General features: G+C 69.5%; 23 protein-coding genes. 5 read left to right on the plus strand and 18 right to left on the minus strand.

The window, feature by feature from the left end:
- Nucleotides 1-3: 3 nt before the first annotated feature.
- Nucleotides 4-495: a beta-class carbonic anhydrase gene (locus tag BLV96_RS20875; protein ID WP_086674473.1), complete on the minus strand. Its 492-nt coding sequence runs from the start codon at nucleotides 493-495 to the stop codon at nucleotides 4-6.
- Nucleotides 496-594: 99 nt separating this feature from the next.
- Nucleotides 595-1695: a LacI family DNA-binding transcriptional regulator gene (locus BLV96_RS20880; RefSeq protein WP_086674474.1), complete on the minus strand. Its 1101-nt coding sequence runs from the start codon at nucleotides 1693-1695 to the stop codon at nucleotides 595-597.
- A 177-nt stretch (nucleotides 1696-1872) separates the two neighbouring features.
- On the opposite strand from BLV96_RS20880, the gene BLV96_RS20885 reads away from it, so the two are divergent.
- The 3 genes from BLV96_RS20885 to BLV96_RS20895 are packed head-to-tail and all read left to right on the plus strand — an operon-like array spanning nucleotide 1873 to nucleotide 4505.
- Nucleotides 1873-2778, plus strand: coding sequence for a metal ABC transporter solute-binding protein, Zn/Mn family (locus BLV96_RS20885; protein ID WP_086674475.1), 906 nt, complete (start codon nucleotides 1873-1875; stop codon nucleotides 2776-2778).
- 2 nt (nucleotides 2779-2780) lie between these two features.
- A complete protein-coding gene (locus BLV96_RS20890) occupies nucleotides 2781-3626 on the plus strand; it encodes a metal ABC transporter ATP-binding protein (protein WP_086674476.1) in 846 nt (281 codons plus the stop codon).
- Between the two features lie 3 nt (nucleotides 3627-3629).
- The gene (locus BLV96_RS20895; protein WP_086674477.1) at nucleotides 3630-4505 is read left to right on the plus strand and encodes a metal ABC transporter permease; all 876 of its coding nucleotides are present in this window, start codon (nucleotides 3630-3632) and stop codon (nucleotides 4503-4505) included.
- Nucleotides 4506-4533: 28 nt separating this feature from the next.
- On the opposite strand, the gene BLV96_RS20900 is transcribed toward BLV96_RS20895, so the two are convergent.
- The 3 genes from BLV96_RS20900 to BLV96_RS20910 are packed head-to-tail and all read right to left on the minus strand — an operon-like array spanning nucleotide 4534 to nucleotide 8186.
- Nucleotides 4534-5742, minus strand: a complete 1209-nt coding sequence (locus BLV96_RS20900) for a DUF445 domain-containing protein (RefSeq protein ID WP_086674478.1) — start codon at nucleotides 5740-5742, stop codon at nucleotides 4534-4536.
- A gap of 36 nt (nucleotides 5743-5778) precedes the next feature.
- On the minus strand, nucleotides 5779-6954 hold the full coding sequence (locus tag BLV96_RS20905; RefSeq protein WP_086674583.1) for a DUF445 domain-containing protein: 1176 nt from the start codon (nucleotides 6952-6954) through the stop codon (nucleotides 5779-5781).
- A gap of 59 nt (nucleotides 6955-7013) precedes the next feature.
- Entirely contained in the window at nucleotides 7014-8186 is a 1173-nt protein-coding gene (locus BLV96_RS20910; RefSeq protein WP_208608295.1) for a DUF445 domain-containing protein, read from the minus strand.
- A gap of 177 nt (nucleotides 8187-8363) precedes the next feature.
- Between BLV96_RS20910 and BLV96_RS20915 the strand changes: the two genes are divergently transcribed.
- Nucleotides 8364-9257 carry a coiled-coil domain-containing protein gene (locus tag BLV96_RS20915; RefSeq protein WP_086674480.1) on the plus strand — a complete coding sequence of 298 codons (894 nt, stop codon included), beginning with the start codon at nucleotides 8364-8366 and terminating at the stop codon, nucleotides 9255-9257.
- A 494-nt stretch (nucleotides 9258-9751) separates the two neighbouring features.
- Nucleotides 9752-10402 carry a class II aldolase/adducin family protein gene (locus tag BLV96_RS20920; RefSeq protein ID WP_086674481.1) on the plus strand — a complete coding sequence of 217 codons (651 nt, stop codon included), beginning with the start codon at nucleotides 9752-9754 and terminating at the stop codon, nucleotides 10400-10402.
- Here the strand turns inward: BLV96_RS20920 and BLV96_RS20925 are convergent.
- From BLV96_RS20925 to BLV96_RS20985, 13 genes are all read right to left on the minus strand, one after another.
- Nucleotides 10399-11070, minus strand: coding sequence for an HD domain-containing protein (locus BLV96_RS20925; protein ID WP_086674482.1), 672 nt, complete (start codon nucleotides 11068-11070; stop codon nucleotides 10399-10401). The two genes, BLV96_RS20920 and BLV96_RS20925, sit on opposite strands and share 4 nt — an antisense overlap.
- A 73-nt stretch (nucleotides 11071-11143) precedes the next feature.
- Complete coding sequence (locus BLV96_RS20930; protein ID WP_086674483.1) at nucleotides 11144-11782, minus strand: hypothetical protein; 639 nt, start codon at nucleotides 11780-11782, stop codon at nucleotides 11144-11146.
- 2 nt (nucleotides 11783-11784) lie between these two features.
- The gene (locus BLV96_RS20935; RefSeq protein ID WP_167379663.1) at nucleotides 11785-12798 is read right to left on the minus strand and encodes a hypothetical protein; all 1014 of its coding nucleotides are present in this window, start codon (nucleotides 12796-12798) and stop codon (nucleotides 11785-11787) included.
- Between the two features lie 183 nt (nucleotides 12799-12981).
- Entirely contained in the window at nucleotides 12982-13563 is a 582-nt protein-coding gene (locus BLV96_RS20940; protein WP_086674485.1) for a transglutaminase-like domain-containing protein, read from the minus strand.
- A 73-nt stretch (nucleotides 13564-13636) separates the two neighbouring features.
- On the minus strand, nucleotides 13637-14242 hold the full coding sequence (locus BLV96_RS20945; RefSeq protein WP_086674486.1) for a histidine phosphatase family protein: 606 nt from the start codon (nucleotides 14240-14242) through the stop codon (nucleotides 13637-13639).
- Nucleotides 14242-14604 carry a hypothetical protein gene (locus tag BLV96_RS20950; RefSeq protein ID WP_086674487.1) on the minus strand — a complete coding sequence of 121 codons (363 nt, stop codon included), beginning with the start codon at nucleotides 14602-14604 and terminating at the stop codon, nucleotides 14242-14244. Before BLV96_RS20950 ends, BLV96_RS20945 begins: the two co-directional genes overlap by 1 nt.
- Before the next feature lie 14 nt (nucleotides 14605-14618).
- Nucleotides 14619-16052: an MBOAT family O-acyltransferase gene (locus BLV96_RS20955; protein WP_086674488.1), complete on the minus strand. Its 1434-nt coding sequence runs from the start codon at nucleotides 16050-16052 to the stop codon at nucleotides 14619-14621.
- 53 nt (nucleotides 16053-16105) lie between these two features.
- The gene (gene rlmB, locus BLV96_RS20960; protein WP_086674489.1) at nucleotides 16106-17062 is read right to left on the minus strand and encodes a 23S rRNA (guanosine(2251)-2'-O)-methyltransferase RlmB; all 957 of its coding nucleotides are present in this window, start codon (nucleotides 17060-17062) and stop codon (nucleotides 16106-16108) included.
- A gap of 28 nt (nucleotides 17063-17090) precedes the next feature.
- Nucleotides 17091-18479 (minus strand): cysteine--tRNA ligase, encoded by a 1389-nt coding sequence (cysS, locus tag BLV96_RS20965; RefSeq protein WP_086674490.1) that lies wholly within the window; start codon nucleotides 18477-18479, stop codon nucleotides 17091-17093.
- Nucleotides 18480-18522: 43 nt separating this feature from the next.
- A complete protein-coding gene (locus tag BLV96_RS20970; RefSeq protein WP_086674491.1) occupies nucleotides 18523-19209 on the minus strand; it encodes an HAD family hydrolase in 687 nt (228 codons plus the stop codon).
- 22 nt (nucleotides 19210-19231) lie between these two features.
- On the minus strand, nucleotides 19232-19618 hold the full coding sequence (locus BLV96_RS20975; protein ID WP_086674492.1) for a PPOX class F420-dependent oxidoreductase: 387 nt from the start codon (nucleotides 19616-19618) through the stop codon (nucleotides 19232-19234).
- 24 nt (nucleotides 19619-19642) lie between these two features.
- Complete coding sequence (gene ispF, locus BLV96_RS20980; RefSeq protein WP_086674493.1) at nucleotides 19643-20110, minus strand: 2-C-methyl-D-erythritol 2,4-cyclodiphosphate synthase; 468 nt, start codon at nucleotides 20108-20110, stop codon at nucleotides 19643-19645.
- Complete coding sequence (locus BLV96_RS20985; RefSeq protein ID WP_086674494.1) at nucleotides 20107-20727, minus strand: IspD/TarI family cytidylyltransferase; 621 nt, start codon at nucleotides 20725-20727, stop codon at nucleotides 20107-20109. Before BLV96_RS20985 ends, ispF begins: the two co-directional genes overlap by 4 nt.
- Nucleotides 20728-20734 lie beyond the last annotated feature (7 nt).

The following is a 20734-nucleotide window of genomic DNA, read 5'->3' on the forward strand; positions in this document are numbered from 1 at the left end:
GGCCTACTTGACCTCGGAAAGCTTCCCGGTCTTCACGTCGTAGACGAACCCGCGGACGTTGTCGGTGTGCGGCAGGTACGCGCTCCGCCGCACCCGCTCGACCGACGTCCGGACGCTGTTCTCGACGTTGCGGAACGCCTCGACCGCCCACGTCGGGCGCAGGCCGGTGGCCTCTTCGAGCTCGTCCTTGAAGTCGTCCTCGGTGACCGTCGACAGACCGCACTCCGTGTGCTGGACGACCAGCACCTCACGCGTGCCCAGCTTGCGCTGCGAAAGCGCCAGCGAGCGGATCATGTCGTCGGTGACCACGCCGCCCGCGTTGCGGAGGACGTGCGACTCACCCTGCAGGAGGCCGAACAGCTCGAACACCCGGATGCGGGCGTCCATGCAGGTCAGGATGGCCACCTGGAGCGACGGCTTGGGGGACGACCGGTCGCCGGGCGTCACCTCGCCGAGTTCCTGGTTGCGCTTGAGCAGAACGTCGATCGAGGTCATCGGTCACCTTCCGGCCAGTGGCCCCGCGGCGCGGGCGTGCCACTCCATTTGACCCGGTGAGTACCCCGCTGGGCAATGCAAAACGAGCTATGTCACGGGTCAGCCCCCGAACCAGGGCTCCTCGACCGTCCTGGGGGGTGCCGACGTGCGGCCGACGCGCAGCTCGGTCGGCAGCGTGATCACCTTCGGCGCGCTGCGCTCGGCCGAGCCGAGCAGCAGCCGGCCCGCCATCTTGCCCTTCTCGAGCACCGGCTGGTGGACCGTGGTGAGCCCGATCCGCTCGGCTTCGGCGATGCCGTCGAAGCCGGTGACGGTCAGGTCCTGCGGCACCCGCAGCCCGCGCCGCTCGGCCTCGGCCATGGCGCCGAGCGCGAGGATGTCCGAGGTGCAGATCACGGCCGTGATCTGCGGGTACGCGTCCAGCAGCTGACGCGCGGCGGACGCGCCGTCGTCCACCGTGTGGTCGAAGCGCTCGACCACGGGGACGCCCGCCCAGTCGACGCCGGCCGCCGAGAACGCCACGGCGAGCGCTTCCAGCCGGGTGCGCTGGACGTGGAAGTGCGCGCCGCTCTGGCGCGTGGCCGTGACGAAGTCGTCGTTGCGTTCGCGGGCCAGGCGCATGCAGATGACGCCGACCTGCCGGTGCCCCAGCGCCACGAGGTGCTCGGCGATCTTGCCGACCGCCGCCGCGTCGTCCGGGCCGACGCGGTCGATGCCCTCGAGGCTCGGCTGGTCGATGATCACCGTCGGGACCGGGCGTTCCAGTACCGCCGCCAAGTGCGGGTCGTCGTCCGGGACGGAGTAGACGACGAACCCGTCGACACCGGCCCGGTGCACCGCGGCGACGTCTTCACGGCCGGGGCTGGCGGGCACCAGGTGCAGGCCGACGCCGGCGTCTTCGCAGGCCAGCGCCAGTCCTTCGAGGACGCCGACGGCCGCGGGGTCGCGGAAGGCGTAGGAGAGGTTCTCGGTGAGCAGCAGCCCGACCGCGCCCGCCTTGCGCGTGCGCAGCGAGCGGGCGACCGGGTCCGGGCCGGGGTAGCCGAGCCGCCGCGCGGTCTCGAGAACCCGGCGGCGCAGTTCCGGGGACAGCTGGTCCGGCCGGTTGTAGGCGTTGGACACCGTGGTCCTGGACACACCGAGCTCCGCCGCGAGCGACGCCAGCGTCGCCTGCCTCCGGGTGCGAATAGGACGTCCCATCAGCAAACCGTAACGGTTCAGATCACTTTCTTGAAGAGACACCCCGGGTGGTCGATGTCTCGATCCGCATGCACGCATTCGCATACACCAAAACGTGATCGGATGGCCAGGATGTCATCCGGATGGGGTAAGGTGAATCTGACAACGGTTTCCATTAGCGTCTTCAGGAGTCACCGAATGAGTTCCCGTCGCACCAGGAGCGTGCTCGCCGCCGCTTCGGCCCTGTCCTTGTTCGCCCTGGCCGCGTGCTCCGGTGGGACCTCCGACGGCGGCGGGCAGTCCGGCGGCTCGGACAAGGTCAAGGTCGTCGCTTCGACGGACGTCTGGGGCAGCGTCGTCAGCGCCGTCGGCGGGGACAAGGTCGAGGTCAAGGCGATCATCCACGACCCGTCGGCCGACCCGCACTCCTACGAAACGACCGCCGACGACGCCCTCGCGGCGAAGGACGCGAAGCTGCTGCTGTCCAACGGCGGCGGCTACGACGAGTTCTTCGACAAGCTCACCGCGCAGGCCGGGGACGCGAAGAAGCTCGTCGCCTACGACATCGCCGCGACCGGCGACGAGAACGAGCACGTCTGGTACGACCTGCCGGGCGTCGACAAGGTCGCCGACCAGGTCGCCGCGCAGCTCGGCGAGCTGCAGCCCGCGTCGAAGCAGGCCTTCACCGACAACGCGACCGCGTTCAAGGCGAAGGTCGACGCGCTCGAGAAGCGCCTCGGCGAGCTCGGCACGACCCACCCGGGCGCGAAGGTCGTCGTCACCGAGCCGGTCGCGCACTACCTGCTCCAGAGCGCGAAGCTGACCGACGCGACGCCGAAGGCGTTCTCCGACGCCGTAGAGAACGACACCGACGTCCCGGCGGGCGCGGTGAACGAGTACAAGCAGCTCATCGCCACCAAGCAGGTCAAGGCGCTGATCAACAACGCGCAGACGGTGACCCCGCTGACCCAGGACGTCGTCGGGCAGGCGAAGGCCGCCGGGATCGGCGTCGTCGACGTGACCGAGACGCTGCCGCAGGGTGTGACCGACTACATTGGCTGGATGACCGGGGAAGTAGACGCGCTGGCAGGAGCGTTGAAGTAGGCATGGCTCCTGTCTCTGACGACGTACGCCCCGCGGTCCGGGTCCGCGGGGCGGGCCTCGCGTTCGGACCCCGGACCCTCTGGTCGGGGCTGGACCTCGTCGTCGAGCCGGGGGAGTTCCTCGCCGTGCTCGGCCCGAACGGCTCCGGCAAAAGCAGCCTGCTGAAGGCGCTGCTCGGCATGCAGGGCCTCTCGGCCGGCTCGGTCGAGATCGCCGGCGGCCGCCCGGGCGGCGCGAACCGCAAGGTCGGCTACATCCCGCAGCAGCGCGCGATCGACGAGTCGCTGACGCTGCGCGGCGTCGACCTGGTCGGGCTGGGTCTCGACGGGCACCGCTGGGGGCCGGGACTGTTCGGCATGGCGGCCCGGCGCCGGCTCGTCGCCGGAGCGATCGACGCGGTGGGCGCGACGCGGTACGCGAAGCAGCCGGTCGGGCGCCTGTCCGGCGGCGAGCAGCAGCGGCTGCGGGTGGCGCAGGCCCTGGTCGGCGACCCCGAGGTGCTGCTCTGCGACGAGCCGCTGCTGTCCCTGGACCTCGCGCACCAGCGCGCGATCAGCGAGCTGATCGACCGGCGAAGGCGGGTCTCGGGCACCGCGGTGCTGTTCGTGACGCACGAGATCAACCCGGTGCTGCCGTTCGTCGACCGGGTGTTGTACCTGGTCAACGGCTCGTTCCGGATCGGCAAGCCGGACGAGGTCATGACCACCGAGACGCTGTCGGAGCTGTACGGCACCCGCGTCGAGGTCCTCAAGGTGGGCGGGCAGATCCACATCGCGGGCGCGCAGAGCGCGTTGTGCGAGGAGGAGCCGCACCACCACGAACACGACGTCGAAGAGCAAGTGGGCTGAGTCTTGGATCTGTTCGACTTCGGCAAGACGTGGGAGCTGATCACCGAGCTGGACGGCGTCCAGACGGCGCTCCTGGCGGCGGCGATCCTCGGTTTGGTGGCGGGGGTGCTGGGCCCGCTGATCGTGATGCGGCGGATGTCGTTCGCGGTGCACGGGACGTCCGAGCTGGCGTTCACGGGCGGCGCGGCGGCCCTGTTGCTGGGGATCGGCGTCGAGTACGGGGCGTTGATCGGCGCGGTGGTGGCGGCGCTGCTGCTGGGGATCCTCGGCGCGCGTGACGCGGACCGCGACTCCGTGATCGGCGTGATCCTGTCGTTCGGGCTCGGGATGGGCGTGCTGTTCCTGTCGTTCTACAAAGGACGGTCCGGGAACAAGTTCGGGATTCTGACCGGCCAGATCATCACGATCGATTCGACGAACCTGACGTTGTTCGTGGTGTCGTCGGTGGTGGTCTTGGCGGTCCTGGCGTTGGTGTACCGGCCGTTGCTGTTCGCTTCGGTGGACCGGAACGTGGCCGTGGCGCGCGGGGTGCCGGTGAAGACGCTGACGGTGGTGTTCGCGCTGCTGGTGGGGGTTTCGACGGCGTTGAGCGTGAAGGTCGTCGGGTCGCTGCTGGTGGTCGCTTTGATGGTGACGCCGGCCGCGGCGGCCGCTCGCGTGACGGCTTCGCCGTGGAAGGCGACGGTGCTGTCGGTGGTGTTCGCGGAGGTTTCGGCGATCGGCGGGATCGTGCTGTCGCTGGCGCCCGGCTTGCCGGTGAGCGCCTTCGTGACGGCGATTTCGTTCTTGATCTACGTGGTCTGCCGGGTGATCGCTTGGCAACGCGACCGCCGCACCCGAGTGAGCACGGTGGAACCCGCGCTCGTCGCGGCGGCTTGAGGCGGCACTTTCACGTGAAAGTGCCGCTTTAGCCGAGCATCAGCAGGACCTGCAGCTCCCCGACCACGAACCCGATCACCCCGCCGACCGCGATCAGCTTCCATTCGTCCTGGCGGAACGCCGGCCGCAGCAGCCCCTCGAACTCCAACGGCGTCAACGCCAGCATCCGCTGCTCGATCATCTTCGCGACGTCCATCGCCTCGGTCAGGTACCCCTCGGCGTACCGGGCCGTGGAAGGCAGCTGCTCCAGCGCCTTCAACGCCGCCGCGTGCTTCATTTCGCGAAGCCGCGTGCCGCCCAGCGTGCGGGACAACGGCAGCTGGGCGTCCACCGCCGACGACACCATCTGCTCCACCAACGCCGCCAGCCGGTCGGCGCGCGGGCCGCGCAGCACCGCGTCCAGCAGGTTCTGGACCGTCAGCACCTCGTTGGCGATCAGCTCGCCGTACTGCCGCGCGACCTCCGCGCGCCGGCGCTGGAACTTGCCCTGGAAGATCACCCGGCCGACGCGGACCGGCTCGCGCGGGACGAAGATCAGCTTGATCGCCAGCCAGTCCGTGCACAGCCCGATCACGCCGCCGAACGCCGGCAGGATCCACGGCTCGCGCGTGAACGCCCAGACGATCGTCTGGATCAGGCCGAGCCCGAAGCCGAAGTAGATGCCCATCCGCGCGATGAACGCCATCTCCGGGCGGGACGTCTCGCGGATCAGCCGCACGAGCAGGGCGCGATCGCGCGTGAGCCGCTGGACCGTCATGTGCTGGACGTCGAGGACCTCGTCGAGGTTCTCGCGGACGTCGTCGAGGAACTCCCGCACCAGCCGCGGTGCCGACGCCTGGACCTGCTTGATCAGCATTTCCTGGGCCAGCGTCGGCATGACCTCCCACAGCCGCGGGTGGTGCTCGGCGAGCACTTCGCGCGCGATGTGGTCGACCGCGCGCAGCAGCGGCTGCTCCAGCTCGCTGGTGATGATCACCGGGTCGATCCGGCCGAAGACCTCGCGCAGGTCGAGCAGGTTGGCCGTCAGCAGCTCGGTCGCGACCGCCGCCATCCGCCCGCCGTGCTTCGGGACGACGCCCTGCCAGCCCAGCAGCGGCGGGATTCCGACGAAGTCCAGCGGCCGGAACATCATCTCGATCGCGACGCGCTTGGTGACGTACCCGATCAGCGCCGCGATGAACGGCATCGCCGCGTACAGCGGCCAGTGCAGGGCGAGGTCGTGCAGGACAGCGTCCACCCCGACCTCCTCATCCCGAGAACGGAACCGTACCGGCTACCCGAGCAGGGCGAGCACCTGCAACTCGCCGACGAGCCCGCCGATCACCGCGCCGACGGCGATCAGCTTCCACTCGTCCTGCCGGAACGCCGGGCGCAGCAGCTGCTCGAACTCCAGCGCGCTCAGCTTCTTCATCCGGTCGACGATCGTGTTGCGCACGTCGAGCGCGTTGATCGCGTAGTTCTCGGCGTAGCGGATCGTCTCCGGGACGCGCTCCGCGGCCTTCGCCGCCGCCGTCTGCTTCATCTCCTGGAACTTCTTCGTCCCGACGGCGATGGCGACGAACGGCTTGACGACGCTGGCCTGCGCGTCGATCGTCTTCTGCACCTCGCGGGTGATCATCGCGAACAGCTTGTCCGACTTCGGCCCGCGCAGCACCGCTTCCAGCAGGTTGGGAATGGTGATGATCTCGCGCGCGATCATGTCGCCGTAGTCGGCGGCGACCTGGTCGCGGCGCTTCTGGAAGATGCCCTGCCAGGTGTAGAGCCCGAAGAACCGGCGCGGCTCGCGCGGCAGGAAGATCATCTTCAGGGCCAGCCAGTCGGTGAGCCAGCCGATGCCGAGACCGAACAGCGGCAGCACGATCGGCGACTTCGTCAACGCCCACACCACCAGCTGGACGCAGCCGAGGATGAACCCGAACCAGACGCCCGAGCGCGCGATGAACCGCATCTCGGGCCGCGAGATGTCGCGGATCAGCCGGTTGAGCAGCGCTTTGTCGCGGACGAGGTTCGTCACGACCATGTGCTGCAGGTCGAGGACGTCTTCGATGTTGCCGGCGATCTCGCGCATGATCTTCGTGATCGCCTTCGGCGCCTCGGCCTGCACGCGCTTGAGCAGCAGCTGCTGGGCGCCGTTCGGCAGCACTTCCCACAGCCGCGGCTGGTAGGTCTCCATCACTTCGCGCGTGACGTCTTCGACGACCCGCAGCAGCGGCTGCTCGATCTCCTTCGCGACCTGCGCCGGGTCGAGCCGGGCGAAGATCTCCTTCGGGTCGACGAGGTTGGTCGTCAGCATCTCGGTGGCCGTCGCCGCCATGCGCTCGGCGTTCGCCGGCAGCACGCCCTGCCAGCCGAGGAACGGCTTGACGCCGGTGAACTCGAGCGGCCGGAACATCATCTCGATGGCGACGCGCTTGGTGACGTAACCGATCAGCGCCGCGACGAACGGCATGGTGACGTACACCTGCCAGTGCGAGCTGAAGTCCACTCGCGCACGCTATCGGCACTTGATCAGTGCAGCAGGAGCAGCACCTGGAGTTCACCCACCAGTCCGCCGATGACCGCGCCGACGGCGATCAGCTTCCATTCGTCCTGTTTGAACGCCGGGCGCAGGATGCCTTCGAACTCCAGCGGGGTCAGCTGCCGCATCTTCTCGACGATCGTGTTGCGGACGTCGAGCGCGCCGGTGGCGTAGCTCTCGACGTGCTTCACCGTTTCGGGGAGGTACTCGATCACCTTGGCGGCGGCCGCGCGCTTCATCTCCTGGTACTGCCGGCCGCCGATGGTGAGGGCGACGACCGGCTTGGCCACGCTGACCTGCGCGTCGATCGTGCGCTGGACCTCGCGGGTGATGAGCGCGAACAGCTTGTCCGCGCGCGGGCCGGTGAGGATGGCTTCGAGAACGTTCCGGACGGTGAGGACCTCGTCGGCGATCAAGGCGCCGTAGTCCGCGGCGACCTCCTGACGGCGCTTCTGGAACATGCCCTGCCAGCGGAAGAAGCCGAACCCGCGGGGCTCGCGCGGGTAGAAGATCATCTTGAGGGCCAGCCAGTCCGTGACGAAGCCCGTGACGAAACCGAAGATCGGCATGATCAGCGGCTGTTTCGTCAGCGCCCAGGCGACGAACTGGACGAGCCCGATCACGAACCCGAACCAGATGCCCGAGCGCGCGATGAACTTGAACTCGGGCGCGGCGACCTCGCGGATCAGCCGGCAGGTCAGCGACTTGTCGCGGACCATGGCGCCGATGAGCATGTCGTTGACGTCGAGGACGTCGTCGATGTTGGTCGAGACCTCCCGCATGAGCCGCTTGACGACCTGCGGCGCCTGCGCGCGGACCTGGTCGACGAGCAGCCGTTGCGCGCGCGAGGGCAGCATTTCCCAGAGCCGGGGCTGGTAGGTCTCCATGACTTCGCGCGTGACGTCCTCGACGGCCTTGAGCAGGGGCGCTTCGAGCTCTTTGACCATTTCCTCCGGGTCGAGGCGGCTGAAGATCTCCTGCGGGTCGACGAGGTTGTGGGTCAGCAGATCGACGGCGGTCGTGGCCATCCGCCGCGCGTTGGCCGGGATGACGCCCTGCCAGCCGAAGAACGGCTTGGCGCCCTTGAACTCCAGCGGCCGGAACATCATCTCGATGGCGACGCGCTTGGTGAGGTAGCCGATGAGGGCGGCGATGAGCGGCATGGTGGCGTAGACGTGCCAGTGCGCGGCGATGTCAGCGAGTATGTCCACAGTGGCCTCCTCGCTTTGACCGCTGGTCAACACCGGTCAGGATGCCATGCGTCACCGGGGGTTCCAATATCCGTGATGCATCCGTTTGGCGGTACGTGCGGACAGGCCCCAGCTCATTAAGGTGGCGCGATGGTCGCGCCTGAGAAGCCCCAGTCCGCCCCGAAGACAGCCCAGTTCGCCGTGGGTGTCCGCGGCTACAACCAGCGTCAGGTCGACGAACGCCTCGCCGAGCTGAACAAGGACCTGCGCGAGACGTCCCGCAGCCGCGACGAAGCCGTCGCGACGTCGTCGGACCTCTCGAAGGCCCTCGCGTACGCGCAGAAGGAGCTGGCCGAGACGAAGGCCGCGCTGGCCCGGATGAGCTCGAGCCCGTCCGGCGCGGGCGCGATGGCCGAGCGCGTCCGGATGATGATGCAGCTGGCGGAGGAGGAGATCGCGGACCTGCGCGCGGCGGCGGAGGCGGACGCGGCGTCGACCCGCGACCAGGCCGACAAGTACGCGCACGAGACCCGCCGCACGGCCGACAAGCTGGCGAAGGACGCGGAGGAAGAGCGCGCGCGCCTGCGGTCGGAGGCGAAGGGCGAGATCGAGAAGCTGAACGCGGCGGCGGGCGCGAAGAGGGTCGAGCAGGCGGCGGCGGCCGAGCGGGCCCGCAAGGAAGCGGACGCGGCGGCCGAGGCCAAGGCGGCGGAGGCGCGGGCCGAGGCGGACCGGGTGGCTGCGGAGGAGCTGGCGGCGCGGAAGAAGAAGTTCGACGAGGAGAACGCGCGGCAGAAGCAGGAGACGGAAGCGGCGCTGACGTCGGCTCGGTCCCAGCAGGCCGACGCCGATCGGAACCGGAAGCTGGCGCTGGACCTGCGGACGAAGGTCGCGGAGCGGATCGCGGCGACGGATGTCGCGGTGCAGGAAGCCATGCGGTTGCTGGCTCCGGAGCCTGCTGCGACGGAGAACGGGGAGCGGAAGCCGGCTCCCGCTCCTGCGCCGAAGGCCGCGCCCGCGCCTGCCGCACCGGCGAAGGCCTGACGGCTCGCCCCAGAACGCCGGCTCCCCTCGGATCGTCGAGGGGAGCCGGGCCAATTTCGAGCCAAGGGTTCCCGAGCCCGCCCGGCTCGCGGAGGCGATCCTCGGCCATGCGCACCACCCGGCAATCAAGCACCGACTCGGCCGTCACGGCGCCTGAAGACCGTCGCGCGGAAGCTGACCACCGGTGGCCGCACCGGGCTCGTCTTCAACGACACTCGCGACCGCGTCGGCGCCTTCCTCGTCCAGGCCGGCGGGTGGACCCTCGACGCCGACCAGAACGCCAATGTCTTGAATGACTCATTCAGGACCTCCCAAGACCTGAATGAGTCATTCAAGACACTCGGGCTTCGCTCCGGCGGCGCTCCGGTCGAGCGGCCGCGGGCATCCCGGGCCAATCGTGTAAATCCCCCGGCCGGGGAGGTGGCCGAAGCTCGTGGGTGGCTGGCAGTCTGCATGACAGCCGCTTGATCACCCCGCGAGAACGGACCCGCCGCATGCTCCTCGAGACCGAACGGGCCGCCGTGTGCGCCTACGCGCGGCGGATGGTCGGGGACGGCCTCGTCGTCGGGACCTCCGGGAACGTCTCCGTGCGGGCCGGGGACCTCGTCGCCGTCACGCCGACCGGCGTCCCCTACTCCAGCATGAACCCGGCCGATGTCCCCGTCGTCGACCTCGGCGGCCAGGTCGTCGACGGCTCGCTCAAGCCGACCAGCGAACTGCCGATGCACCTGTCCGTGTACTGGGACGTGCGCGATCCCGACAGCGAGCCCGTCACCGCTGTCGTGCACACGCACTCGCCGCACGCCACCGCCGTCTCCACCCTCGTGCGCGAGGTTCCGCCCATCCACTACATCCTCGCGACGATCGGCCCTTCGGTGCGCGTCGCGCGCTACGCCACGTACGGCACGCCCGAGCTGGCCGCCGCCGTGCTGGACGCGCTCGACGGACGCCGTGGCTGCCTGATGGCCAACCACGGCACCCTCACCTACGGCGACGGCCTCGAGGCCGCCTACCACCGGGCCCAGCAGCTCGAATGGGCCTGCCGCGTCTGGCTGCTCGCCCAGGGCGCCGGCCGGCCCGCCCTGCTGCCGCCGCCCGAGGTGGCGAGGGTCGTCGACCGGCTGCGGGGCTACGGCCAGAACTAGGACGCCAGCGCGTCGACGGCGTGGACCGCGTCCAGCAGCTCCGCGACCGTCGGGTCGTCGACCGCCTCCTTGATGCACTGCCACAGCTGGAGGTTCGCCGTCGCCCAGCGGGAGTACGTCGCCGCCGCCTCGGGGTTGTAGAAGTAGTACCCCTCGTCGTGGACGTCGCACTGCTCGCCGACGATCTTGTCCGCCAGCTCGCGCAGGCTCAGCCCGTTCTCGCGCAGGTACCGGTGCGCGAGCACCACCGGCGTCACCGGCAGCGCCTTGAACAACGTGTCCGCGTCGCTCAACGCCTGTGCTTCCAGCGAAATGTCACGGCCGCGCGTGGCCATTTCGGCTTCGTCGATGATCTCGTCGATCCACCGCGCGACCCGAGGAGGAACCTCGCACTCCTCGAGGATCTCCAGCCGCAGGCTCCGGCCCGCCGCCGCGGGCGAGTTGCGGAGCACGAGGTAGTTGACGTCGTGCACCAGTGCCGCCACCTCGACGACCGCGCGGTCGGCCCCGTTGTGCTGGGCGAAGCCGGCCGCCTTGGCGCGGACGAAACTCACGTGGTGCCAGCCGTGGAACGGCAGCCGTTCGGCATAACGGCGGCAAAGCCGGTGAACCCGGTTCGCGACGGCGTCGACGATGACATGGTCGATCGTGCTTTCCTGCGTGCGCATACACCTCTCCGATCCCGGCCGTGGTGTTCAGACGGGTGGAGTAATGGTAAGCGCCCTTGACGCCGGTGTGTAGCTAGATGCGGTCGGCCAATTCCCCCAATCGGACCTCTACCGGAACGTGACGATGGCCGATTCCCGTGGCGGGATCGAAAGAAATGCTGAAGCTGCTCACCGGCCGTGATTTCACGAGGAACGTCATGGTGCCGTCGGCCGCTTCGGGGATGCGGTGGAATTCGTCGGCCAGCATGGTGATGCACGCGCCGGCCTGGCACAACATGCTGCGCCGCCGCCGCGCGGACGTGATCAGCCCGGTGCCGGCGTCGACCGTCGTCTCGTATCTCTCGTGCAGGTAGTCACCACGGAGAATGGTGGTGCAGAAGTGGTACCTGTGGTTGTGCACGGAATCCGCGTACCCTTCCCGCCAGTCCGCCTGCGCCTTGTATTCGTGCAGCCAGAAGGAAAACGGGTCGGACGGCGAATCGAGCAGGCACCAGGCGAAGTGGGTGGTCGTTTCGCGGGACGAGCGCAGCACCTTCGCGGCCTGCGTGGACGACAGCGCGCGCAGTTGCGTACGCAGTTCGTCCCGCAGGCCCGGCTGAGCGGCCCACGGCCGGAACCACTCGTCGACGGCGCGCCAGCCGGCGGCCAGGGGGAACTCGGCCGCGCGTAGCCGCGTGGCCAGTTCGGAAAGGGGGGACAGGCGGGTGAGCAAGGTCAGCTCCCTAGCTCGGCGACTTCGGAGAACTCCGTGCGGAAAGCGTGGAACTTGCCTTCCAGCTCGCGGAACTGCTCCTCGGACAGGGGGGATCCGGTGATCTTTTCGAACAGCGCCAGGAAATCCGTCCGCGTCGTCGCGGACGTGATGCGGAAGTGGCGGCCGGTCCGGGACTGCGAGACGCGCACGAACTCGGCGCGCTCCATGTTGTAGAGGAAGGAACCCTCGGTGAACCGCAAGGACCGCGGGTACAGCTTCGTGGCGCCGCGGACGTCGCTGTAGAGCGACACCCACACGCTGTCGTCGAACAGTTCGAGCCGGTCCAGCGGCGGGTCGGCGACCACGGTGATGTCGACCTGCGCGCAGCGGCTGCGCGCCAGGAAGAGGCCGACGAGCCCGATCCGGATCTCTTCGTCGAGCCGGGTCTGGATCTGTTCGGAGTCGACGTCGCCCGCCTCGCGGCGCAGCAGGTAGCGGGCGCGCCCGCTGATCGAGCTGGCGTCACGCGGGTCGGCGATGACGGCCCGGAGTTCGCGTTCGGTGCGGGAAAGCAACAGGCGGGCGGCCGCGTGCCGCCCGGAGAAGCCGCGGAAGAAGTACTGCCGGGTCGCGTTGAGGTCGGCCATCAGCAACCGGTTGAAGCCGGGGTCGGGGTCCGTGGTCGCCTCGAACACGTCGGTGGGGAAGAACTCCTTGTTCAGCGCGCGGTATTCGGAGCTCAGGTCCTCCAGCGCGCGCCGGCTTTCCTCGATCACCGGGGTCACCAGCGCCTTTTGCGAAGCGCTGGCGGTGATCAGCGTGGTGCCGAACCCCACGATCGCGGAGATCAGGGTGCCGGTGCCCAGCGACGTCACCAGGTTCTTCCCGGTGCCGGGGTCCATCAGGCCGGCGAGCCACAGGCTGAGGCCGGCGACGACGACGAGCACCGTGAGGAGCAAGCTCGTCCTGGTCCAGAAGATCTCCTGCAGTGGGGTACGGCGGCGGGATCCGCCATCCGCGGCCACTTGCTTCACCTCCCTCGAACCACCCGAACGGACGAACGCGTAAAGTGTCTGTTCGAGCGCGCGGAGTCACTTTACGCGTCCTGCGGGGGGCGCGAAATAAGAAGTTCGGGGGACAAGGCTGACGGACGGACGTCACTCTCGGCAATAATTAACCAGGTTGACGAGGTTTTCGTAAATCACGGAAAACCGGCCTCAGAGCGTGGCCGGGAGCCCCTTTTCGTACCAGCCCGGGCCGGGTTCGGCGCGCATCAGGAAATCCACGACGACCGCCGCGGGGGCCGGGTGGATCTCCGGGTGATCGCGTTCGCCGCGCGCGGGGTCCACCGGCCAGGCCAGTTTTTCCTCGTCGAGCGAAAACTCCCCGCGCGCGCCTGTTCGATTGCCGCGCGCGTCGAGCCGCACCCACTTGCCGCGCAGGTGCACGCCGTTCAGCCCGTGCAGCGCGGACAGCTCCTGGTAGCAGAACCCGGCCGGAATCCCTTGTGCGCGCAGCAAAGCGGCGAGCAGGTGGGCTTTGGCGTGGCAGATCCCGACGCGCTCGCGAAGGACGTCCGACGCTCGCCACGTGACCCGCAGGTCGCCCGCGTCGATCACGTGGTCGACTTCGTCCCGGACGAACCGGAAGGCGGCCTCGGCGCGGGCGACGGGATCGTCCCCGGCTGCCCGGAAGCGGTCGGCCTGGGCGCGGATCGACGGGTGCTCGTGATCGACAACGGCGTCCGAGACGAGGTAGTCGCTCAGCCGAACGGAGGTGGGCGACGGAACGGGACTCATCCGGCCATCCTGACAGGTGCGGCCATTCGGGCGAGCCTCCTTTTCCGGGGTGGCAACGCTCCGCGTTCATCGGTTACGGAAGGTAAAACTCCGGCGGAAAGCCCGTCCAGCGCAGATCGGCGGTCAGGTGACCGACGTCGTTGTACGTCAGCAGGGCGGCGGGCCGTCCCGGCGAGTACCGGATCACGGTGAGCGCGGCGTTGGCGTGGTTGAGCGCGAGCCACCGCCAAGGCGGCGCGTCCTGCGAGGCGCGCACGAGCCAGCCGGCGAGGAAGTTGTGCGTGATGAGCACTTCGTACCGCGTCTCGGCACCCGGCACGGGCCCGGCGAACCGCCGCTCGGCCTCGGCGGCGAGCTCTTCGTCGGCGGGCGGCAGCCGGCGGGCGAAGGCGTGCAGGAGGTCACCGGAGGTTTCGGGGAGCTCCTCGCGCATCGGCGTGTAGGGGACGAAGTCGCCGGCCGCTTCGTCGACGTAGACGGGAACACCGGGCAGCTGGGTGGCGATGAGCGCGGCGGTCTGGCTCGCGCGCGGGAGAGGGCCGTGGTGGACGGCGTTGACGGGGACCTCCCGCAGCCGCCGGCCGAGCAGAAGCGCTTGCCGGCGCCCGGCTTCCGTGAGATCACCGGTGGGCCCGGCTTCGCCGTGTCGGGTGAGGAAGAGGTAGCGCGTCGCGAGCATCAGCCGACGGGGACGAGTGCACCCTGGGGGCCTTGGCTGGGCGCGAACTGGGTCTGCAGCCGGATCGGCGCGGGGTGCGGCGGGAGGACGGTCGAGGCGAACGGGGTGATCGTGTAGTCGCGGCCGCTGTTGGTCTGGAGGTGGACGCTGACGTGGACGTTCCGATCGGCGGGGATCTCGAAGGTGACGGCGCCCCAGGAGACGATGTACTGGCGGCCGTCGACGCTGGCGATGGGCGCGTAGGCGCGGACGGTGTGGCCGAGGTGGGGGATGTCGATCGTGAGGAGGCGGCGGGGCCCGGTGTGGTGGTCGACATACGGGATCACGCCGGGCACCCTGGCCAGGTCGGTCGGCTCGGTCATCCTTCGGGCTCCACTCAGAACTGGTAGTACAAGAACGGGCTGAACGTCCCCGTCGCGATCAGGATCGCCGCGTACACCAGCCCCACCGTCATCACGCCGATGCGCAACGCCGTGGCCGGCTTGCTCCGGGACGACTCCAGCAACGGCCCCGTCACCGGGTGGGCCGGCAACAAGAAAACCGCCAGCGCCGCCAGCAGCAGCACCAGCCGCTGGTTCGTGAACGCCTCTGCCACGCCCGCGCCCAGCCCGTCGAAGTCCGGGATCAGCATGTGGCCGATCATCGACAGTGCGTGGCCCAGGTCCGCCGACCTGAAGAACACCCAGCCGAACACCACCAGCAGCATCGTCAGCGCCCGGCGGCCCAGACGTGACCAGCGGGATGACGGGTTCAGATCGAAACCGAACCGGCGCTCGATCACCAGCAGCGCCCCGTGGTAGCAGCCCCACACCAGGAACGTCCACTGCGCGCCGTGCCAGAAACCCGTCAGCAGGAACACGATGCACAGGTTGCGGTACGTGTGCGCTGCGCCGTTTCGGTTGCCGCCCAACGGGATGTACACGTAGTCGCGGAACCAGCGGCTGAGACTCATGTGCCAGCGGCGCCAGAACTCCGTGATCGTCACCGACGAGTACGGCCGCGCGAAGTTCTCCGGCAGCCTGAACCCCAGCATGCGGCCCAAGCCGATCGCCATGTCCGAGTAGCCCGAGAAGTCGAAGAACAGCTGGAGCGTGTAACCGATCGCGCCGAGCCACGCCGTCGCGAACGTCATCTCGTCCGGCGGGACCTTGAAGCACGCCTCCACCAGCGGGCTCAGCGAGTCCGCGATGATCGTCTTCTTGCACAGCCCCAGCGCGAACCGCGGGAAGCCCGCCGCGATGTCGTCCAGGCGGTGGGAACGCAGCTGCGGGAGCTGGTCGGCGATCTCGCGGTACCGGACGATCGGGCCCGCCACCAGCTGCGGGAACATCGCGATGTACGCCGCGAACGCCACCGGGTTGCGCAGCGCCTGGCGCTCGCCGCGGTAGATGTCGACCACGTACGAAATGTGGTGGAACGTGTAGAACGAGATGCCGATCGGCACCACCAGGCTCGCCACCGGCACGCTGCCGCCGAACCAGTGCGCGACCGCCGCGATCTGCTGCGTCGCGAACCCCGCGTACTTCCAGATCAGCAGGACCGCGACGTCCAGCGACACCACCGCGATGAGGATGCGGCGCCGCCGGACGCCGTGCACGTCGAACGGGTTCGGGGCCAGCAGCGGGCCGGCCAGGAAGTTGACGACCATGCAGCCCAGCAGCAGGAACACGAACGGCCCCGCGCCGATCGTGTAGAACAGCAGGCTGCCGACCGCCACGATGCCGTTTCGCCAGCTCCGCGGGCACACCAGCACGGCGACGAGCACCGCCGGCATGAAGTACCACAGGAACAGTGGCGATACGAACGACATCGGGTCCCCTCGGCTTTATCCGATGGTGACCTTAACCCGACCGGGTGGTGCCGTCAGACCCGACCGGCGACACGGCGGCGGCGCGCCACCTCCGCGAGCAGCACACCGGCCGCCACGGACGCGTTCAGCGACTCCACACCCGCCGCCATCGGGATCGACACGGTCGCGTCGCACGTCTCACGGACCAGGCGCGACAGCCCGCGGCCCTCCGAACCGAGCACGATGACCAGCGGGTCCGCCGCCAGCTCGAGCTCGTCGATGTCCACCGAACCGTCGGCGTCCAGGCCGACCAGCATCAGGCCTTCGTTCGCCCACGCCTTGAGCTGGCGGGTGAGGTTGGTCGCGACCGCGATCGGCAGCTTCGCCGCGGTGCCCGCGCTCGTCCGCCACGCCACCGCGGTCATGCCCGCGCTGCGCCGCTCCGGCAGCAGCACGCCGTGGGCGCCGAACGCGGCCGCCGAGCGGATCACCGCGCCCAGGTTGCGCGGGTCGGTGACGCCGTCCAGCGCCACGAACAGGGGCACCTCGCCCGAGTTGCGGGCCGCCGCCATCAGCTCGTCCGGGTGGGCGTACTCGAACGGCGGGACCTGCAGGCCCAGGCCCTGGTGCACGGCCCGGTTCGTCTTGCGGTCCAGCTCCTCGCGCGGGATCTCCAGGATCGAGATGCCCTTGTCGCCGGCCAGCCGGACGGCGTCGTTCACGCGGTCGTCGATCTCGATGTTCAGCGCGACGTACAGCGCGGTCGCGGGGACGCCCGCGCGCAGCGCCTCGACCACCGGGTTGCGCCCGGCGATCAGCTCCGGCTTGTCGGCCTTCTTCTGCCGCGCCGCGTCGCGCTTCGTCTGGGCGTTCGCCTGGCGGTAGGCCTTGTGCCCGGGGCGGTCCTCCGCCTTCGGGGTCGGCCCCTTGCCTTCGAGGGCCTTGCGGCGCTGACCGCCCGAGCCGACGACGGCACCCTTCTTGGTGCCCGTCTTGCGGATCGCGCCCTGGCGCCGCGAATTGCCTGCCATGGTGAAAGTTTCCTTGCTAGTAACGGGATCAGTCGGACTTGACTGTCCACTGAGGACCGTTGGGGGTGTCCTCCACCACGATGCCCGCCTGCGAAAGGCGGTCACGGGCGGCGTCCGCACGGGCGAAGTCCTTCTCGGCGCGGGCCTGCTGGCGCTCGGCCAGCAGCCCTTCGACGATCCGGGACAGCGCGTCCTTGGTGGGCGTGTCGGAACCGCCCGCCTCGGACCAGCGCGCGGACAGCGGGTCGAGGCCGAGCACGTCGGTCATCGCGCGGACGGCCGCGGCGAAGTCGAGTGCCTTGGAGGTGTCGCCCGCGTCGAACGCGGCGTTACCGTCGCGGACCGTGTTGTGGACCACGGCGAACGCCTGCGGGGTGGCCAGGTCGTCGTCGAGCGCGTTGGCGAACTCGGCCGGGATCGTGCCCAGCGTCACTTCACCCGACTGCGCGGCGCGACGCAGGAACGTCTCGATCCGCCGGTAGCCCTGTGCGGCTTCGGACAGCGCGCCGTCGGAGTACTCGATGGTCGAGCGGTAGTGCGGCTGGACCAGGTAGTACCGCAGCTCCGGCGCGCGGTAGCGCTCCAGCATCGACGGGATCGACACGGTGTTGCCGAGCGACTTCGACATCTTCTCGCCCGACATGGTCACCCAGGCGTTGTGCAGCCAGAACCGCGCGAAGGCGTCGCCGGCCGCGTTCGACTGGGCGCGCTCGTTCTCGTGGTGCGGGAAGACCAGGTCGATGCCGCCGCCGTGGATGTCGAACTCCGCGCCGAGGTAGGCCGTCGCCATCGCCGAGCACTCGAGGTGCCAGCCCGGCCGGCCGTCGCCCCACGGCGTCGGCCACGACGGCTCGCCCGGCTTCGCGCTCTTCCACATGGTGAAGTCGCGCGGGTCGCGCTTGCCGCGGGTCGGCGTCTCGCCCTGCTGGACGTCCTCGAGGACCTGGCCGGAGAGCTTGCCGTACTCGTCGAACGACTTGACCGAGAAGTAGACGTCGCCGTCCGCGACGTAGCCGTGGCCGCTCTCGATGAGGCGTTCCATCAGCTCGACCATCTGGGTGACGTGCCCGGTCGCGCGCGGGTTGACGGACGGAGGCAGGCAGCCGAGCTGCTCGTACGCCTCTTCGAAGGCGCGCTCGTGCGTCGCGCCCCACTCCCACCACGGCCGGCCGGCTTCGGCGGCCTTGGTGAGGATCTTGTCGTCGATGTCCGTGACGTTGCGGACCAGCAGCACGTCCAGTCCACTGTGGACGAGCCAGCGGCGCAGGACGTCGTAGTTCAGGACGCCGCGGACGTGCCCGATGTGCGGAACGCCCTGCACGGTGGCCCCACACACGTAGATCGACGCCGTTCCGCTACGGACGGGGTGGAATTCCCGCACGCTCCGGGTCGCTGTGTCGAAAAGGTGAAGGGCCACCCTCAAAGGGTACGGGGTCGGGCGAGAGGAATATCTCTGGGTGTCAGCCGACGCCGTGGGTGCGCAGGGCCGTGAGCAGGGCGTCCGGCCGGTCGGCGGTCGGCAGCGGGTCGACCAGCGCGAACTCGCAGCCGAGCGCGCGGGCGCCGCCGTCGGCCTCCTCGCTGTCGCCGACCATCAGCGTCTCGGTGGCCGGGACGCCGAGGGCCTGCACGGCCGTGCGGAAGATCTCCAGCTCCGGCTTGATGGCCCCGACCTCGAAGGACAGCACGAACTCGTCGACGTAGGCGTCCCACCCGCGCGCGGTGAAGGCCGGCCGGATGTCGAAGGCGATGTTGCTCAGCACGCCGACCTTCAGGCCCCGCTCGGACGCGGCCTTCAGCGCGGCTTCGGTGTCCGGGTACGGCGTCCACTGGCTGGGATCGATGAGCCGGTCGTAGAGGGCTTCGGCCTGGTCGCGGTGCGGGACGCCGGACTTCTTGAGCACCTCGAGGTAGACCTTCCGGTGCAGCACGGGGTCGCGGTCGCGCTCCCGCCAGGCGTGCACGTGCTCGGCGTCCAGCTCGACGACCTGCCCGACCGGGGCGGTCATCCGCCGCATCAGCTCGGCCTGCGCCTCGATGTCGAGCGGCTCGCCTTCGTGGTTCGTCAGTTCGGTGAGCCACGACTCGTCCTGCTCGAGCCGGAAGAGCGTGCCGGAGTAGTCGAACAAAACGGCCCTGATCGTCATGGTTTCCAGCCTAACGGGACCCTCAGGCCGAATGCCCTGTGATGTGTTCGGGGAAAACGCGCACGAGCACGCGCACGACCTCGGGCGGCTCGGGCGGGAAGACGTCGCCGGTGTACTTGCGGGCGAGTTCGTCGTTCAGCTCGGCACCGCCTTCGACGGTGACCTCGGCGCGCCCGCGGATCTCGACGTAGTTCTCGGGATCGGCCAGGTCGAAGACGGAGAGCGAGACGCGGGGATCGCGCCGGATGTTGCGCTCCTTGCGCCGGCCCTGGACGGTCACGAAGACCACGGTGTCGCCGTCCCGCTTCGCCCAGACGACCGAGCTTTGCGGCGAGCCGTCGGCGTTGGTGGTGGCGACGACGGGGTAGTTGCGGCCGTCGAGGAGGGCCTTGGTGGCGTCGTTGAACATGGTCCGGACCCTAGAGCCTGGGGGCTAATCCGCGGCGAGCAACAGCGCCGTCGCGAAGGCCGCGATCCCCTCCCCGCGCCCGGTCAGCCCCAAGCCGTCCGACGTGGTCCCCGACACGCTCACCGGGCCGCCCGCCGCCTCCGACAGCACCTTCTGCGCCTCCTCGCGCCGCTTCCCCACGCGCGGCGCGTTGCCCACGATCTGCACCGAAGCGTTCCCCACCCGCCAGCCAGCGGCGACGACCAGCTCCCGGACCTCCGCCAGCATGTCCACGCCGTGAGCGCCGTCCATCCGCGGATCACCGGTACCGAACACCGCGCCCAAGTCCCCCAGCCCCGCCGCCGACAGCAGCGCGTCGCACAGGGCGTGCGCTGCCACGTCGCCGTCCGAGTGCCCCGCGCAGCCGTCCACTCCCGGCCACCGCAGACCCGCCATCCAGCACTCGCGGCCCGCTTCGACCGGGTGGACGTCGACCCCGTTGCCGATCCTCACAGCGTCTCCTCGTTCTTCGGTGCCGCCGCGATCGCCTCGGCCAGGGACAGTTCGAAATCCGTTGTGACGCGCATCGCGTCCGGGTGGCCGTCGACCAGTGCCGCGCCGGTGACGTCCCACGGGTCGGCCGCCGCCCGGAACGCCGGCAGTGTGTAACCGATCGGGGTCTGGACGGTGCGCAGGTGCGTCCGGTCCTCCGTGCCGACGATGAGCGAGTCGGCTGAGGTCACCTTCACCGTGTCCGCCATCGGGAGCACCGGGACGACGATCGGGCTGTCACCCACCGCGTTGATGACCTCACGCACGGTTTCCGCAGGAATGAAGGCACGCAGAGCGTCGTGGAGGAGTACAACTGAGTCACGGGAAAGATCGGGCTCGACGGCGGCGAAGGCCTGCCGGAGCGAGCCGGGGACGACCCGGCACGGGAGGTCCGAGAGGACCTCGGAAAACAACGACGCACACCGCTGGGGGGCCGCCACGAGCACCGAATCGATCTCCGGTACGCCGAGCAGCCCCCGCACGGTGTGCGTGAGTAGCGCCTCACCATGGACCGGCGTGAGAGCGAGCTCTCCGTCGGAGGCATGATGTGCGACGGTCACGATCACGACGACGTTCATCGGTTCG

The organism is Amycolatopsis pretoriensis, assembly GCF_900107925.1.
Lineage (GTDB): Bacteria > Actinomycetota > Actinomycetes > Mycobacteriales > Pseudonocardiaceae > Amycolatopsis > Amycolatopsis pretoriensis.